The organism is Spirillospora sp. CA-128828 (assembly GCF_050945415.1).
Classification (GTDB): Bacteria; Actinomycetota; Actinomycetes; order Streptosporangiales; family Streptosporangiaceae; genus Spirillospora.
Genome location: NZ_CP191986.1, coordinates 5,519,444 through 5,534,260 on the forward strand (window position 1 = coordinate 5,519,444; position 14,817 = coordinate 5,534,260).

Here is a 14,817-nt window from a genome sequence, read left to right on the forward strand (position 1 = left end):
TTCGTGATGCAAGAGCTGATCCCCTTCATCGTCAGCGGGCTGGCGATCGGCGCCGTGTACGGCCTGATCGGCACCGGCCTGGTCGTGACCTACAAGACGTCCGGCATCTTCAACTTCGGCCACGGTGCGCTCGCCACTGTCGCGGCCTACGTCTTCTACTGGCTGCACGTCGACCAGGGCCTCGGCTGGCAGGTGTCGGCGGCGGTGACCGTGCTGCTGGCAGGTCCCCTGCTGGGGCTGGTCATGGAGCTGATCGCCCGCCGGCTGGCCCCGCAGCGGGTGCCCATGAAGATCGTCGGCACCGCGGGGCTGATCCTTCTCGTGCAGGGCCTTGGGACGATCAAGTACGGCCCCGATCCCATCATGGTGCAGAGCTTCCTGCCGAACGCGGAGGGAGCCTTCTCGGTCGGGTCGGTCAACGTGCAATACAAGTACGTGTTCACGGCGGCGATCGCCGTCGTCGCGGTCGCCGCGCTGTGGGCCCTGTTCCGTTTCACCCGGACCGGGCTGGCGATGCGCGCCGTGGTGGACGACCCAGACCTCCTCGACGTCAAGGGCATCAGCCCGATACGCGTGCGGCGGATCGCTTGGCTCATCGGTTCCACGTTCGCCGCGCTCTCGGGCGTGCTGCTGCTGCCCCTGGTGGGACTGGAGCCGATCGCCCTGACGTTCCTGGTGGTCACCGCGTTCGGCGCCGCCGCGATGGGCGCCTTCACCAACATCCCGCTGACACTTCTCGGCGGCCTCGCGCTTGGCGTGGCGAGCGACATCACCAAGAAGTACCTGGTGGACGTGAGCTGGCTGTCCGGTGTCCCGTCCAGCCTGCCCTTCGTGATCCTGGTCGCGGCGCTGCTGTTCACCCCCAAGCGCAGGCTCCGGCCACCGTCCGCCGTCGAACACCGGCCGCCGCCGCAGTGGCGGGCGCCCGGCCGGGTCCGGCTCGCGGCGGCGGTCGTGGTGGTGGCCCTGCTCGCGGCGGTCCCGCTCTTCGCCGGCACGAAGCTGACCTTCTACATCGTCGGGCTCACCCAGGTCGTGATGTTCCTGTCGCTTGGGCTCCTGGTACGCACCTCGGGGCAGGTCTCCCTGTGCCACGCGGCCTTCGGCGCTATCGGCGCCGTCGCCTTCTCCCAGCTGGCCGTGGACCACGGCCTGCCGTGGCTGGTGGCGATGCTGCTGGGCGCGCTCATCGTGGTACCGGTCGGCGCGCTCGTCGCGCTGCCCGCGATCCGGCTCTCAGGGCTCTTCCTGGCCTTGGCGACGCTGGGCTTCGGAATCATGGTGGAACGGCTGTTGTATCCGCTGAACTGGATGTTCACCCCGTTGAGCAACGGCCGGGACATGCCCCGGCCGTCGTTCGCGCAGGACGACCGCGCCTTCTACTACTTCGTCCTCGCGACGGTCGTGGTGATCGGCGCGGGCGCCGTCGCCGTGCAGCGCGCGCGGCTGGGCCGCATGCTGCGCGGCATGGCCGAGGCACCGGTCGCGGTGTCGACGGCGGGCCTCAGCACCAACGTGACCAAGCTGCTGGTCTTCTGCCTCTCCGCGTTCGTGGCCGGGATCTCGGGCATCCTCTACGGGGCGACGCTGCACTCGGCGGGGACGACCGACGTGCACTACACCTCGTTCCACTCGATCATCCTGCTGGCGACGCTGGCACTCGCGCCGTTCGCCGAGCCTTGGTATGCGGTCTTCATCGGGATGACCGCGATCATCCCCGGCTACCTCCCCGGTGCGGACACCGGCTACTGGCTCAACGCCGCGTTCGGGTTGTTCGCCGTCCAGGTGGCCATGTCCGGCGGGACTCCGCCCATGCCCGAGCGCCTCCGCAAGGCCCTGGAACGGCTGGGCGGGAAGCGGCGTACCGCGGATGCGGCGTCGGCCGGCGGCGGCTCCGCGCAGGAGACCGCCCCGGCGGCCGGCGCCCGCTCGGGGGACGGCTTCCGGATCCGCGGGCTGACCGTGCGCTTCGGCGGCGTGACCGCCGTCAACGGCGTCGACCTGCACGCGCCCACCGGACAGATCACCGGTCTGATCGGCCCGAACGGCGCGGGCAAGTCCACGATGTTCAACGCCGGCACCGGCCTGATCAGACCGGACTCCGGCCGGGTCACCATGCACGGCCGGGACATCACCCGGACTCCGCCCGCCACCCGGGGCCGCGCCGGGCTCGGCCGCACCTTCCAGATCATGAACCTGTGCGACTCGCTCACCGTGGCCGACAACGTCTCGCTCGGCCACGAGAGCGCCCTGGCCGGCGTTCGCCCGTGGTCGCAACTGGCCGCGCCGCGCGCGCAGTGGCGGCGGACCCGTGCCGCCGCCGTCGAGGCGATGCGGCTGTGCGGCATCACGCATCTGGCCGACCGGCAGGCGGGGGAGCTCTCCACCGGCGAACGCCGGCTCGTCGAGCTGGCGCGATGCCTGGCGGGCCGGTTCGACGTGCTGCTGCTGGACGAGCCGTCCTCCGGTCTCGACCAGGAAGAGACGGAGCGCTTCGCCGAGGTGCTCAAGGAGGTCGTCCGTGAACGCGGTGTGGGCATCCTCCTGGTCGAGCACGACATGTCCCTCGTGATGCGCGTGTGCGCCCACATCCATGTTCTGGACTTCGGAGAGATGCTGTTCGAGGGCGACCCGGATGCGGTCCGGTCCTCGGAGTTGGTGCGCTCGGCCTACCTGGGCGAGGGCGAGATCGAGGGCGTCGACAACGTCCAGGAGGCCAAGCGATGAGCGACTCCGCCACCGTTGACGGACCTGCGGTGCTCTCGCTGCACGAGGCGCGGGCGGGTTACGAGGAGACCACCGTCCTGCACGGGGTCTCGCTGACCGTGCCGAAAGGGGCGGTGGTCGCCCTGCTCGGAGCGAACGGCGCCGGCAAATCGACCCTGCTGCGGACCGCCGCCGGGCTGAACCGGGTCCAGGCGGGCCGGATCGAGTTGCTGGGCGAGGACGTCAGCGGGCTGCCTGCCCACCGGCGCACCGGACGCGGGCTTTGCTACATCCCCGAAGGGCGCGGTATCTTCCGCAATCTCACGGTACGGGAGAACCTCGCGCTTCAGGCCGCGCCCCGCGGCGGGCCCACCGCCGTCGAGCGGGCGGCCGAGGCGTTCCCCGCGCTGTCGGGCCGCCTCGACCAGACCGCCGGCACCCTGAGCGGAGGCCAGCAGCAGATGCTGGCCATGTCGCAGGCGCTCCTGCGCGACCCCGCGGTGGTGCTGGTGGACGAGGCGTCGCTCGGCCTCGCGCCCGTGATCGTCGACGAGGTGTTCGCGTTCCTGGAGGGTCTGGCGGCGCGCGGAGTGTCCTTGCTGGTCGTGGACCAGTTCGCCAAGCGGGTGCTGCAGATCGCCACACACGCCTACGTGCTGCGGCGCGGCCGGATCGGCTACGACGGCGAGCCGGGGGAGCTGCTCCGCGGCGATCTCTTCGCCAGCTACATCGGCGCCTGAGGTCGGCGGCGGGCCGTGTCCGGACATCGGACACGGCCCGCCTCGGTCATCGTGCGCAGGACGTTCGGACGGGGCGCCCTACCGGGGCGCGGTCTCGCGCAGCACGCGGCGGAGGACCTTGCCGTTCGCATTGCGCGGCAACTCGGTGACGAAGTGCCAGTGCGCGGGCACCTTGAAGCCGGACAGCTCGGCGCGGACGAAGGCCCTCAACAGCTCGGGCTCCGGTGGCGCGCCCGGGTCCGCCGGGACGAGGAAGGCGGCCACGGTCTGGCCGAGCCGCGCGTCCGGCACGCCCACCACGGCGACGTCGGCCACCCCCGGATGCGCCGCGAGGACCGTCTCCACCTCCACCGGGTGCACGTTCTCACCTCCTCGAATGATCATGTCGCTGCGGCGGCCGGACAGGTACACGTAGCCGTCCGGGTCGATCCGCCCCAGGTCCCCGCTGTGCAGCCAGCCCTCGGCGTCCAGTACGAACAGGTGGTCTCCGCGCGCATGCACCTCGCCCACGCCGTCCGGACCGGGACGGTCGATGCGCAGCTCGACGCCGGGGGCCGCCCGGCCGACCGACAGGAGCAGTTCCTCGCGCCCCGCCACCGCCGCGCGGTGGTCGCCGGGTGTGAGCACCGAGATCGGCGAGCCCTCGGTCTGCCCGAACATGTTGAGCATGCGGACCCCGGGCACCGCCGCGTACGTCGCCCTCAGCGTCTGCGGGCGCATGGGGGCACCGCCGTACTGCAGGACCCGCCACCGCGCGGGGCCGAGCTCGCCGACGGCCAGGAGCATCTCCAGCATGGACGGCACCATGCTGGTGTGGGTGGCGCCCATGGCGCACAGACACCGCCAGCCCTCGACGGTGAAGCGCGGAATCCCGGTCATGCGCGCCCCGGCGGCGAGCGCGACCGCAACGTTCCCCAGACCGGAGAGATGGTGGAACGGCGCGCTGCCGCCGTAGAGGCTGTCGGGGCCCAGGTCGCAGAGCGCGCCGTTGACGCTCGCTCGGGCGGCCAGACGCCATTGGGGCATGTGCACCGGCTTGGGGGCCCCTGTGGTGCCGGAGGTGTGCAGGACGACGGCGACGTCCGCCGGCCGTGCGGACAGAGGCCGCTCCCCCGGTTCGAACGGGGGTACGGGTACGAGCCGGCGCCCGGTCCGCTCCGCCACCTCGTGTCCCAGTGCGGCGTACTCCGGCTGCGCCACTACCACCGGTGCGGCGAGCCCTTCGACCACGGCCGCGATCTCGCGCGCCGTCATCCGCGTGCCCAGGGGGGCGACCGGGTGCCCGGTGCCCGCTCCGGCGATCACTAGCGCGAGGGCTCCGGGCGAGGAGGCGATCAGAGCGGGCACCGCCTCCCCCTCCGGGAGGCCGAGCGAGTCCATCCAGTGAGCGGCTCCGGCCGCACGATCGAGCAGTTCGCGGCCGCTCCAGGTCACGTCACCGTAGACGGTGGCGGGCCGGCCGTGATCGTAGGCCGCGGCCACCATCTCCGACCACGTGATCTCGCGCGGATCAGCGGGCATGGCGGTGCAGCCCCTCCTGGAGCACCGTCATGACGAGCCGTCCGGCCCGGTCGCTGACGCGCGCGTGGGCCAGGGAACGGCCGCCGCTGCTGCTCTGGGGGTCGCATTCCATCAGCAGCCACTCGTCCACCCGTGCGGGCCGGTGGAACCAGACCGTGTGGTCCAGGCTGACGCCGATGACGTCATGCGGCAGCGACGAGCCGGGCGGGCGGGCGTCCATGACGACCCCGAGGTCGGAGATGAAGGCCAGCGCGGCGATCTGCCACAGCGGGTCGTCGGGGACGGCACCGCGATGACGCAGCCAGAAGGGATGCAGCGGGACGAAGCCGTCCTTCCGGGGAGCGGCGAAATGCCGGATCTCAAAGGGCCGTCCCACATCGCTCAGCCGCTGTGTCGGCAGCGTCTCGGCCGCCGTGCCGGGGTCGGTCACCGGCACGTCCGCGTGCCAGTCGTCCCCTTCCTCGGAAGCTTGCAGGGAGGTGGTCGCGACGAAAATGGTCTGTCCTCCCTGGCTGACCTTCACCTCGCGGACGGCGAACGAGCGGCCGTCGCGCACGCGGCGCACACCGATGTCCAGGAACGGATGCTCAGTCCCCCGTCTCAGGAAATAGGCATGCAGTGAGTGGGGTGTCTGCCCCGGAGCGGCCGTGTGCCCGGCGGCGAGTACCGCCAGGGCGGCGACGAGGCCCCCGAACACCGTTCCGCGGCTGGTCAGCGTCGCCGCAGCGCGGAAGGCGTCCGGACCGGTGCGCTCGATCGTCAGCAGTGGCCGCAGGCTCTGCCACGCCTCCGCGTTCCAAGGAGTGGCGACGGCGCCGCCGGACGCCGTCGAAGAATTGACAGTGGGCACGTTCGTCCTCTCCGTGCTCAACCGGGCAGGAACGGATCGCGGGTGGCCTCCTGCGGGTCGAACTCCGGGGGAAGCCCCGCGAACTTCGGCGGGCGCTTCTGCGTGAAGCTCTCCACGCCTTCCCTGAAGTCCGGGGAGCCCGCGAAGTACTCCATCGCCGAGTAGCTGCGCGCAAGCGCCTCGGTGAAGTCCCGGTCGAGGTCGCCGTAGACCTGGTGCCGGACGACGGCCATCGCGCGAGGTGAGCAGTTGCGGGCGATGTCGCGGGCGTAGGCGCGGACGGCGTCCATGAGCTCACCGGGCTCCACGACCCGGCTGACCAGGCCCAGTGCCTTCGCCTCGTCGGCGTCGAATGTCCGTCCTGAAAGCAGCAGGTCGAGCGCGTTCTCCAGGCCGATGAGCCTGGGCAGCACGTAGGGCAGGTTGTACTCGCCCGCCAGCCCGCGCCGCGTGAACGCGGTGCTGAAGCGGGCCCCGCGCGCCGCGAACCGCACGTCGCAGATCAGCGCCTGGATCAGGCCGATGCCCGCGCACCCGCCGTTGATGGCGGCGATCATCGGCTTCGGCAGCAGCCGCCGGCTGTACATGGGACTGCGGCCTTCCAGGTGCAGGCCCTCCCCCGGCTGGGAATTCTGCTCCAGCCGCTGCATGTCCATGCCGGGGCAGAACGCCTTGCCCGTACCTGTGACGATCACGACGCGGACCCGGGGGTCGGACGCCGCCCGGTCCAGCAGTTCGAAGAACCGCGTCTCCATGAGCGGATTCCACGCGTTCTTACGCTCCGGCCGGTTGAGGGTGAGGGTGGCGACGCCGTCCTCGTCCACGTCGTACAGGACCAGATCCGTATCGGCTCGGGCGTCGGCTCGCTCGGACATCACTCGCTCCTCATGTCGTTCGGCTCGGGATCGGCCGCCCTACACCGGGCCGCTCTCCGGACACGGTCAGAACGACCTGGCCTCGGGCGCACACGGCCCCGTCGGCCCGGCGGACCTCGACCTCGGAGAAATGGACGCGGCCTCCGCGTCGCACGCAACGCGCGTGGGCGACCACCTCGGGGCCCGGTGCCGGGGCGAGGTACTGGACGGACAGGGACACGGTGCTGATCCGGCTGCCCCTGGAGAAGTCGTGCCCGGCCATGACGGCGCCACCGCCGGCGGTGTCGATCAGGGCGGCGATCAGGCCGCCGTGGAAGACACCGTCGTGCGCGGTCAGGCGTGTGGCGAACGGAAGCGCCATTTCGACCCCGTCCGGGTCCCATCGCCTGACGCTCATGCGGCAGTCCCGGTTGAACTCGACTCCGCGTTCCCAGTGCTCGCGGAACCACGCGCGCAGTTCCTGCTGTTCCTGCTCGCTCGGCGGGCCTGGCCTGGTGACGGTCATCCGTCGTCCTTCCGTGTTTCCGGCGGGGAGATCAGGCGCCGGGCTCGGCGCCGACCAGCGAGACGAAGGAGACGCATTCACCCGGGGCGCCACCGAGGTTCTGGGTGAGAGCGAGCCGGCGTCCTTCGACGAGGGACGCGATCCGGCGTTCAGGCGGGGCCTCACCGCGCAGCTGCAGCCATGCCTCGAACATCATCCGCAGCCCGGACGCGCCGATCGGGTGCCCGAACGCCTTGAGCCCCCCATCCGGATTCACCGGAAGGTCCCCGTCGAGGTCGAAGACGCCCGACTGCACGTCCTTCCAGGCCTGGCCCCGATCAGAGAACCCCAGGTCCTCCATCAGGACCAGCTCGGTGGGGGTGAAGCAGTCGTGCACCTCTGCCATCGCGATCTGCGCCCGGGGGTCGGTCACGCCCGCCTGCCGGTAGGCATCCCGCGCCGAGGCCACCACTTCGGGGAAGGTGGTGAAGTCGTAACCCGGATCGCTCGCGCCGGTGGCCGCCCCTGCCACGAAGGACAGCCCTTTCACGAAGATCGGCTTGTCGGTGTAGCGGTGGGCGTCCTCGGCCCGCACCACGATCGCCGCCGCCGACCCGTCCGACACGCCGGAGCAGTCGAACACGCCCAGCATGCCCGCCACGGCCGGCGCCGCCTTGATGCGCTCGATCGGCACTTCCTTGCGGAACTGCGCCCTCTCGTTGCGCGCGCCGTTCACATGGTTCTTCCACGCGACCCGCGCCAGCACGTCCTTCAGCTCCGCGGTGTCGACCCCGTACCGCCTGGCGTACGCAGGTGCCAAAAGGCTGAAGGACGCCGGAGCCGTCATGTCGTTCATGCCGACGGTGCCGTCGTCGGGCACGGGAGCCCCGCTCAGGCCGGAGAAGCCCGAGTCCTTGAGCTTCTCCACACCCACCGCCATGGCCATGTCGTAGGCGCCCGACGCCACCGCGTAGCAGGCCTGCCGCAGCGCCTCCGAGCCCGTGGCGCAGAAGTTCTCCACGCGGGTCACCGGCTTGTCGGCGATGCGCAAAGCCCTGCTGAGCGTCAGTCCCGAGACGCCCGACCCCTGCGTGCCGAGCCAGAACGCGTCGACGTCGGCCAGGGCGACGCCCGCCGATTCGGCGGCGGCGGTGGTGGACTCCACCAGCATGCCGTCCACCGACCTGCCCCAGTGCTCCCCGAAGGCGGTGCAGCCCATGCCGACGATCGCGACCCGATCCCGGATGCCGTTCGATCCCACCGGTCTCCTCCTCAGCCTCGTGCGGCGGCGCGGCGCGCAGGCCGGGCCTTCCAGAAGTAGTTGTGCACGCCCCGTGCGGTCCTGGTGCGTCGGAACGACATCTCCACCCGGTCCCCGATCCGGAGCGATCCGGGGTCGGCGTCGGTCAGCTCGCACCGCATCCGGCCGCCGCCGTCGAAGTCCACGACGGCCATGACGGTGGGCGGGCTGAGCGAGTACGCCAGATGGTCGATGGTGAAGGTCGCGATCGTCCCGGCCACGTCCGCCATCGGCTCGGGCTCCATCGGCCCGGCATGCCGGCATTCCCGGCAGACGTCGCCCGGTGGGAGATGGCGGGTGCCGCAGGCCGCGCACCGGCCCGCCACGAAGGCGTACTTCCACTCGGCCGAGCGCAGCATGGGCGGCGCGTAGGGCGGTTCGGGGTCGGGCCGGCGGGGCGGTTCCCGGTCGAGAAGGCCCCGCCATGTGAGGAAGGTCGCATAGGTGAGCGAGTCGTTCCCGCTCTCGATCTGCTCGGCGACCGCCGGCGTCGTCCTTCGTGCCGCCAGTGCCTCGGTGGTGCGCAGGACGAGCACCGAGACGCCGTCGGCCAGCAGCATGACGGCGATGGTCTCGCCGGGCCCGGCCCGGTCGAGCACGTCGCACAGCACGACGCCGAACTGGGCCGTCCCCGGGTTCCCGATGGTGCTCGCGAGATCGTCCGCCCAGGCCTCGCGCGGGACGCCGGTCCGCGCCGCGGCGCTCCGGACCGCACGCCCGTGGGTGCCCGCGACGATCAGGCGATCGACGTCCTCCGGCGTCAGCTCCGCCTGCTTGAGCGCGTCGGCGAACGCCGCGCCGGCGAGCGGTGCGTAGGCCTGCTCGCCGAAGCGCTCCTCCCACGTCCGCGACGACGCCTCGCCCGGGATCCGCCACCGGTCCAGGAACTCCGCGGTGGACCAGGCGCGGGTGAGGACGTCCGCGATCACCGGGGCGGTGGGGGCGGTGTCTCCCGAGCCCGCGAACAGGAACGCCGCCGCCGCGTCACCGCCGTCGCGCTCGTCCGCGCCGCCGGGAAGCCCGCCACGCAGATCCGACAGGACGGCCAGGGTCGGCACCGGAGAGTCCTGAGCCGCCGTGACCGCCGCGAAGCCGGACCGGACGGCGCCGCACATGTCCGCCGCGGGAGCGGTCCGGTCGAGCCGCAGCGCCGCGTGCACGGCGGTCGCGTTCGTCTTGTCGGTGTAGGCCGGGGCCGACGAGGCGAAGAGCAACTGACGAGGGGCGTGGCCCTCGGGGAGGCCGCGCAGCGCGGCGCGCGCGGCCTCCACCGCCATCGACGTGCTGTCCTCGTCGTGCCCGGCCACCGTGCGCGAGCCGGGCGCGGGCCCGGCTCCCAGCACGGCGGCGATCTCCGCTCGCCGCAGCCTGTGGCGCGGAACGTAGGCGCCGTAGGCGACCAGTCCACCCATCGGACCCCCTTCCAGATATAGGTATATAATTAGACTACTTTAGCAAAGCTTGCGCAGCTCGCCACCCTCAGGACGACGCTCGCCAGGCTTGCCGAATATAGCTAGATATATAGAATAGTTGGACTATACCGGCGCAGGTTCAGGAGGACGGATGACCAAGATCTGGGCCAACTCGGCCGACTCCCACGTACTCGAGCCCGACGACCTCTGGCTCCAGGCGCTCCCCAAGCGGCTGGCCGATCGCGCCCCGCGCAGCGAGCGCGGCGACCGGTTCGAGGTGCTCTACATCGACGGCGACCGGGTCAGCCGTCAGCTCAACGACATGATGGACGCCATCCGCCCACCGGGCGCGCGCGACCTGGACGTCCGCCTCAAGGACCTCGACCAGGAGGGCGTCTGGGGCCAGGTGGCCTTCCCCTCGATGGGCTTCTGGTCCGTGCTGATCCGCGACCGGGAACTGGCCCGCGAGGTCGTCCGCTCCTGGAACGACTGGGCGCACGCGGAGATCATGCAGCGCACCGAGCGGATCTTCACGCCCGCCTGCGTCTCCATGGCGGACATGGACGACGCGGTCGCCGAGCTGGAACGCGCCGCCGAGATGGGCTTCCAGGCGGTCTTCCTGCCCACCCAGACCGCCCCCGGAGAGGAGTACGGCCTCGACCGCTGGGAGCCGCTCTGGACCGTCGCGGAACGGGCCGGCATCACTCTGGCCTTCCACATCGGCACCGGCGGCGACACGGTCCTCTACCGCGGGCCGGGCGGGGCGGTGGTCAACTTCATGGAGACCACCTACCCAGGCATGCGCGTCGTGTCGCACATGGTCGCAGGCGGCGCCCTGGACCGCCACCCCGACCTGAAGATCTTCATCGCCGAGGGCGGCGCCTCCTGGCTGCCGGCCATCGCCGACCGGATGGACGAGGCCTACCGCCAGCACGGCATGTTCGTGCGGCCCAAGCTCAGCCGCCTGCCCAGCGAGATCATGAAGCAGCAGGTGTACGCGTCATTCCAGCACGACGTCAGCGCCGTGGACACCGTCCGCTACACCGACTACCAGAACGTCATGTGGGGTGACGACTACCCCCATCTGGAGGGCACGTACGGGCACACGCAGGAGACGCTCCGCGGGCTTTTCGACGGCGTGCCGGACGAGGTCCGCGAACGCGTCACCCGCGGCGCGTTCAGCGAGCTCTTCAACGTCCCGGAGCAGACGCCTCGGCAGGCGGCGGTCTGAAGGACCGTTCCACGAACGCGCAAGGCGGCGGAGCCCGTGCCGGGCACTCCGCCGCCTTGGTGCGTTCATCGCCGCTCAGCCCGCGCTGCGGCCGCCATCGATCACGTAGCACTGTCCGGTGATGTACGACGCCTCGTCGGAGGCCAGGAAGAGCGCGAGGTTCGCCACCTCGTCGGCGGTCCCCAGCCGACCCATCGGGATCCTTTCCGACAGCATCCGAAGCAGGTCCGGGGGGCTGCCGTCCAGGATCGCGGTCTGTGTCGTGCCGGGACACACCGCGTTCACCCGGATCCCGTCCTTGACGTACTCCAAGGCCGCCGCCCTGGTCATCATCACCTGCGCCCCCTTGGAGGTGATGTACGGGGACGAGCCGGGCGTGGCCCGGAATCCCCCGATCGAGGCGGTGTTGACGACCGACGCCCCGTTCGGCGCTTCCAGCAGGAGCGGCAGGGCGTATTTGAGGACCATGTAGGAACCTCGCACGTTCACGGACATCACCCGGTCGAAGGCGTCCATGCCGGTCTCGTGGACGCGGGCCCGGCCGCCCGAGATGCCGACGTTGTTCGCCAGGACCTCGAGTCGGCCATGACGCTCCCGGCAGTGATCCATCAGTGCCCGGACCGCCGTCTCGTCGCTGACATCGCACGGGAAGGGCTCCACGTCACCGTGGGCCTCGGCGGCCACCTTCTCCTGGTCCCCCGAGATGTCCGCGGCCACCACCCGGGCGCCTTCGGCCGCGAACCTGAGCGCGATCGCCCTGCCGATGCCCGAGCCCGCGCCGGTCACCACCGCGACCTTGCCCTGGAGCCGTCCCGCTTCTGCCATGGTCTTCCCTTTCGTGCCTAGGCCGGAACGCCGCCGTCGACGACGAGGACGGAACCGGTGGTGTAGCTCGACGCCTCCGAGGCGAAGTAGAGGGCCGTGCCGACGATCTCGCGAGGTTCCCCACCGCGGCCGAGCGCGAAGGTCTGGGCGGCGTGCCGATCGAACGCCTCGCGGTCCCAGTGCGCGGACACGTCCGTGAAGAACCCGCCCGGCATGATCCCGTTCACCCGGACGGTAGGGCCGAGAGCGTGGGCGAACGAGGCGGTCATGCTGTTCAGCCCCGCCTTGGCCGCCGCGTAGGGGATAACGTCCTTGCCGGTGCGGATGGCGCCGATGCTGCTGATGTTGATGATCGAACCGCCCGCTCCGGCCGCCATCCTCGTGCCGACCTGGGCCATCAGCCGGAAGGGCCCTTTGAGGTTCACCCCGAGGACCTTGTCGTACAGCTCCTCGGTGATGTCCATGACGCTGTCGTACAGCGGCGACATTCCGGCGTTGTTGACCAGGACGTCAATACGCCCGAAGTGCCGGTACACGGCGTCGACCATGTGGTCGATCTCGTCCCACCTGCCGACATGGCACGCGATGGGGAGCGCCTGCCGGCCGGTGGTCCGGCGGACGGTCTCGGCGAGTTCCTCGCACGCGGCGAGCTTGCGGCTGGCGATCACCACGTCGGCACCGGCGGCCGCGAAGCCCAGGACCATCTCGCGGCCGAGACCGCGGCTGCCGCCGGTGACCAGAGCGATCTTGCCGGTCAGGTCGGACAACCGCGTGCGGTCGTAGGGGTCGGCCACGAGTCGCCCTCCGGAGAGATGTGTGTAATATCATGATATAGATAACTTATTTAAAAGATATACGCAAGACCATCTACCGGAGGAGCCCTTCATGCAGGCTGACGGCGACCAGGCCCGGACACCCAACCGGCGCTGGGCGGGCTCCGACTTCCAGGACCCGCCGCGGACCGAAGGCGGGGTGGCACTGTGCGGCGCGTGCCGCGCGGCCGGACGGTGCCGGCTCGGCGTCCAGCGTGAGCGCCTCGACGACGCGGGGAACGCCTGGTTCCACGTGTCCTGTCCGAGGGACCAGGAGGGCGGCCCCAACGTCGCACACGGCGGATGGACGGCATCGGTCATGGACGAATGCCTGGGCCACGTGCCGTTGCTCAACCGGACGCTCTCGGTCACCGCCGAGTTGACGGTGAGCTTCGTCAAGCCCGTCCCCGTGGAAAGACCCGTCCAGATCAGGGCCTGGGTGGACCGCCGAGAGGGGTCGCGCTGGTACATCGCGGGTGAGATGACACTGCTGCCGGCCGGCGCGCTCCTGGCGCGTGCGTCCGGGATCTGGGTCACGCGCGACCGGGGACACTTCGACCGTCACGAGAAATGGCTCGCCGAGCAGGACGCCGTCGAAGGCCTCTGACATCCGCCGAAGGCCGGGTCGACGCTCCCGGGCCTACAGGAGCGGACCTAGACCGAGTAGAGGGCGCGCCGTCCGGGCTTGGCGGCCCTTCCGGCCGGAGGGGGGCCGCCGAAGGCCGGCTGATGGGGCCAGTCGCGCGGGATGGCGGGCTGCGGCGGGTACTGCCGGTTGTCGGCCGCCATCGCATAATGCCGCGTGTACCGCAGCTTCCATGGGGCGTTGTCCATCAGCGACCAGTACTCGTATCCGCTGACTTCGACCCCCTCCGCCATCACCCGGGCCAGCCATTTCAGCTGGGCCGTGAGGCCGGCCTGGCGGCGGTCCCGTTCCTCATCGGTATCGGAGGCGGGATCCAGGTCGTACATTCCGTTGTCGATGATGCGCAGCGAGGGCAGGGCGTCACCGTAGATGTCGTGAAGGGCGGCGACGGCATCGGCCAGCGCCTCGGGTACCACCGGCCATCCGTAGCGGTTGGTCTGGACGGCCTCCATCGGCGCGAGCACGAATCCGAGGCGGGCGAGTACGCGGTTGGCGTCGTTGAGCGCACTGAAGCACTCCCGTACCGGCAGCAGCCTGGCCAGGTTCTCCGGTGCCGCCACCCGCGTGGGCACGTGCCAGACCACCCCCAGTACGTCGGCGGGCTCGGCGATGGCCTCCATGTCGCCGGGCCGCACGCATCCCGAGTCCTCCACCGGCGAGCGGCCGCCCTCGGCGACCATGTGCCGGCCGAGCAGCATCGGATCGAGCAGGAGGCGGTGCGCCCAGCTCTCGAGCCGCTCCAGGGCGATGTAATCCTCGATGTCGTCGGATGCGGCGTATCCGCCTATCACCGTCAGGGAGCCGCCCACCTCGGCGCCGCTCGCGGTCTGCCGGAGCGCCCGCACCGCGAGGCCCGCCCCGAGGAGAACGTGGTGGAGGGCCACCAGGCCCCGCATCCCCACGCCCCTGCCGGTCGGAAGCATTCCCGCCACGTAGTCGGCCACCGAGTGGACCAACACGTCGCTGACGGTCGTCCAGCGGGACACGCGATCTCCGAACCGCTCCCCCATCCCCGCCGCGAAGTCGGCGAAGCGCGACGCCGTGTCACGGTCGAGCCAGCCTCCGGACTGATCCGCCCAGCGCGGCATGTCGACATGAAGAAGTGTGACGCCCGGTTTGATCCCGCGGTCCAGCAGCTGATCCAACCTGCGGTCGCAGCGGTCCAGCACCGCCCGGTCCCAGTGCCCGGGGCGCGTCGGCTGGAGGTACGGCCAGCCGGCGACCAGTTGGCAGGAGGTCGGCGTCCTGCCCAACACCGCGGCCAGATCCATGGACCACCGCCGTGAGGAATCGGACAGGACGAAATCGGGAGAGCCGCCCGAGGTGGCGGCGAGACTCACGGACGTCGAGAGCCCCCAGTCGACGCCGGCCAGGACCTCCCGCAGGTCTGTATCGCTCATCACGCACCATCCGCG

13 protein-coding genes are annotated in these 14,817 nt (G+C 71.0%); 4 read left to right on the forward strand and 9 right to left on the reverse strand.

Annotated elements, in window-relative coordinates:
• Positions 1-6 precede the first annotated feature (6 nt).
• Together ACQPXG_RS26940 and ACQPXG_RS26945 are read left to right on the forward strand one after the other, a co-directional pair.
• Positions 7-2,727, forward strand: a complete 2,721-nt coding sequence (locus ACQPXG_RS26940; RefSeq protein ID WP_433461900.1) for an ABC transporter permease subunit — start codon at positions 7-9, stop codon at positions 2,725-2,727.
• Positions 2,724-3,446, forward strand: a complete 723-nt coding sequence (locus tag ACQPXG_RS26945; RefSeq protein ID WP_433461901.1) for an ABC transporter ATP-binding protein — start codon at positions 2,724-2,726, stop codon at positions 3,444-3,446. The genes ACQPXG_RS26940 and ACQPXG_RS26945 overlap by 4 nt, the downstream gene beginning before the upstream one ends.
• A 78-nt stretch (positions 3,447-3,524) precedes the next feature.
• Here the strand turns inward: ACQPXG_RS26945 and ACQPXG_RS26950 are convergent, their stop codons facing one another.
• From ACQPXG_RS26950 to ACQPXG_RS26975, 6 genes are read right to left on the reverse strand one after another with little or no spacing between them, the layout of a single operon-like run.
• A complete protein-coding gene (locus ACQPXG_RS26950; protein ID WP_433461902.1) occupies positions 3,525-4,967 on the reverse strand; it encodes a class I adenylate-forming enzyme family protein in 1,443 nt (480 codons plus the stop codon).
• Entirely contained in the window at positions 4,957-5,817 is an 861-nt protein-coding gene (locus ACQPXG_RS26955; protein WP_433461903.1) for an acyl-CoA thioesterase, read from the reverse strand. The genes ACQPXG_RS26950 and ACQPXG_RS26955 overlap by 11 nt, the downstream gene beginning before the upstream one ends.
• Before the next feature lie 17 nt (positions 5,818-5,834).
• Positions 5,835-6,692, reverse strand: coding sequence for an enoyl-CoA hydratase-related protein (locus ACQPXG_RS26960; RefSeq protein WP_433461904.1), 858 nt, complete (start codon positions 6,690-6,692; stop codon positions 5,835-5,837).
• A 10-nt stretch (positions 6,693-6,702) separates the two neighbouring features.
• Positions 6,703-7,197, reverse strand: coding sequence for a PaaI family thioesterase (locus ACQPXG_RS26965; protein WP_433461905.1), 495 nt, complete (start codon positions 7,195-7,197; stop codon positions 6,703-6,705).
• A 31-nt stretch (positions 7,198-7,228) separates the two neighbouring features.
• A complete protein-coding gene (locus ACQPXG_RS26970; protein WP_433461906.1) occupies positions 7,229-8,437 on the reverse strand; it encodes an acetyl-CoA acetyltransferase in 1,209 nt (402 codons plus the stop codon).
• Between the two features lie 11 nt (positions 8,438-8,448).
• Positions 8,449-9,888 (reverse strand): OB-fold domain-containing protein, encoded by a 1,440-nt coding sequence (locus ACQPXG_RS26975; protein WP_433461907.1) that lies wholly within the window; start codon positions 9,886-9,888, stop codon positions 8,449-8,451.
• Between the two features lie 151 nt (positions 9,889-10,039).
• Between ACQPXG_RS26975 and ACQPXG_RS26980 the strand changes: the two genes are divergently transcribed.
• Positions 10,040-11,119 (forward strand): amidohydrolase family protein, encoded by a 1,080-nt coding sequence (locus ACQPXG_RS26980; protein ID WP_433461908.1) that lies wholly within the window; start codon positions 10,040-10,042, stop codon positions 11,117-11,119.
• Between the two features lie 75 nt (positions 11,120-11,194).
• Here ACQPXG_RS26980 and ACQPXG_RS26985 read toward each other — a convergent pair whose 3' ends face one another.
• Both ACQPXG_RS26985 and ACQPXG_RS26990 read right to left on the reverse strand, forming a co-directional pair.
• Positions 11,195-11,944 (reverse strand): SDR family NAD(P)-dependent oxidoreductase, encoded by a 750-nt coding sequence (locus tag ACQPXG_RS26985; protein ID WP_433461909.1) that lies wholly within the window; start codon positions 11,942-11,944, stop codon positions 11,195-11,197.
• 17 nt (positions 11,945-11,961) lie between these two features.
• Entirely contained in the window at positions 11,962-12,738 is a 777-nt protein-coding gene (locus ACQPXG_RS26990) for an SDR family NAD(P)-dependent oxidoreductase (RefSeq protein ID WP_433461910.1), read from the reverse strand.
• 91 nt (positions 12,739-12,829) lie between these two features.
• On the opposite strand from ACQPXG_RS26990, the gene ACQPXG_RS26995 reads away from it, so the two are divergent.
• Complete coding sequence (locus ACQPXG_RS26995) at positions 12,830-13,363, forward strand: PaaI family thioesterase (RefSeq protein ID WP_433461911.1); 534 nt, start codon at positions 12,830-12,832, stop codon at positions 13,361-13,363.
• A 47-nt stretch (positions 13,364-13,410) separates the two neighbouring features.
• On the opposite strand, the gene ACQPXG_RS27000 is transcribed toward ACQPXG_RS26995, so the two are convergent.
• Positions 13,411-14,802: a family 1 glycosylhydrolase gene (locus tag ACQPXG_RS27000; protein WP_433461912.1), complete on the reverse strand. Its 1,392-nt coding sequence runs from the start codon at positions 14,800-14,802 to the stop codon at positions 13,411-13,413.
• Positions 14,803-14,817 lie beyond the last annotated feature (15 nt).

What these genes read in the sequence shown, in the direction of transcription:
- ACQPXG_RS26940 (WP_433461900.1), top strand. Translation starts at nt 7, where the DNA reads ATGCAAGAGCTGATCCCCTTCATCGTCAGCGGGCTGGCGATCGGCGCC.
- ACQPXG_RS26945 (WP_433461901.1), top strand. Translation starts at nt 2,724, where the DNA reads ATGAGCGACTCCGCCACCGTTGACGGACCTGCGGTGCTCTCGCTGCAC.
- ACQPXG_RS26950 (WP_433461902.1), bottom strand. Translation starts at nt 4,967, where the DNA reads ATGCCCGCTGATCCGCGCGAGATCACGTGGTCGGAGATGGTGGCCGCG.
- ACQPXG_RS26960 (WP_433461904.1), bottom strand. Translation starts at nt 6,692, where the DNA reads ATGTCCGAGCGAGCCGACGCCCGAGCCGATACGGATCTGGTCCTGTAC.
- ACQPXG_RS26965 (WP_433461905.1), bottom strand. Translation starts at nt 7,197, where the DNA reads ATGACCGTCACCAGGCCAGGCCCGCCGAGCGAGCAGGAACAGCAGGAA.
- ACQPXG_RS26975 (WP_433461907.1), bottom strand. Translation starts at nt 9,888, where the DNA reads ATGGGTGGACTGGTCGCCTACGGCGCCTACGTTCCGCGCCACAGGCTG.
- ACQPXG_RS26980 (WP_433461908.1), top strand. Translation starts at nt 10,040, where the DNA reads ATGACCAAGATCTGGGCCAACTCGGCCGACTCCCACGTACTCGAGCCC.
- ACQPXG_RS26985 (WP_433461909.1), bottom strand. Translation starts at nt 11,944, where the DNA reads ATGGCAGAAGCGGGACGGCTCCAGGGCAAGGTCGCGGTGGTGACCGGC.
- ACQPXG_RS26995 (WP_433461911.1), top strand. Translation starts at nt 12,830, where the DNA reads ATGCAGGCTGACGGCGACCAGGCCCGGACACCCAACCGGCGCTGGGCG.
- ACQPXG_RS27000 (WP_433461912.1), bottom strand. Translation starts at nt 14,802, where the DNA reads ATGAGCGATACAGACCTGCGGGAGGTCCTGGCCGGCGTCGACTGGGGG.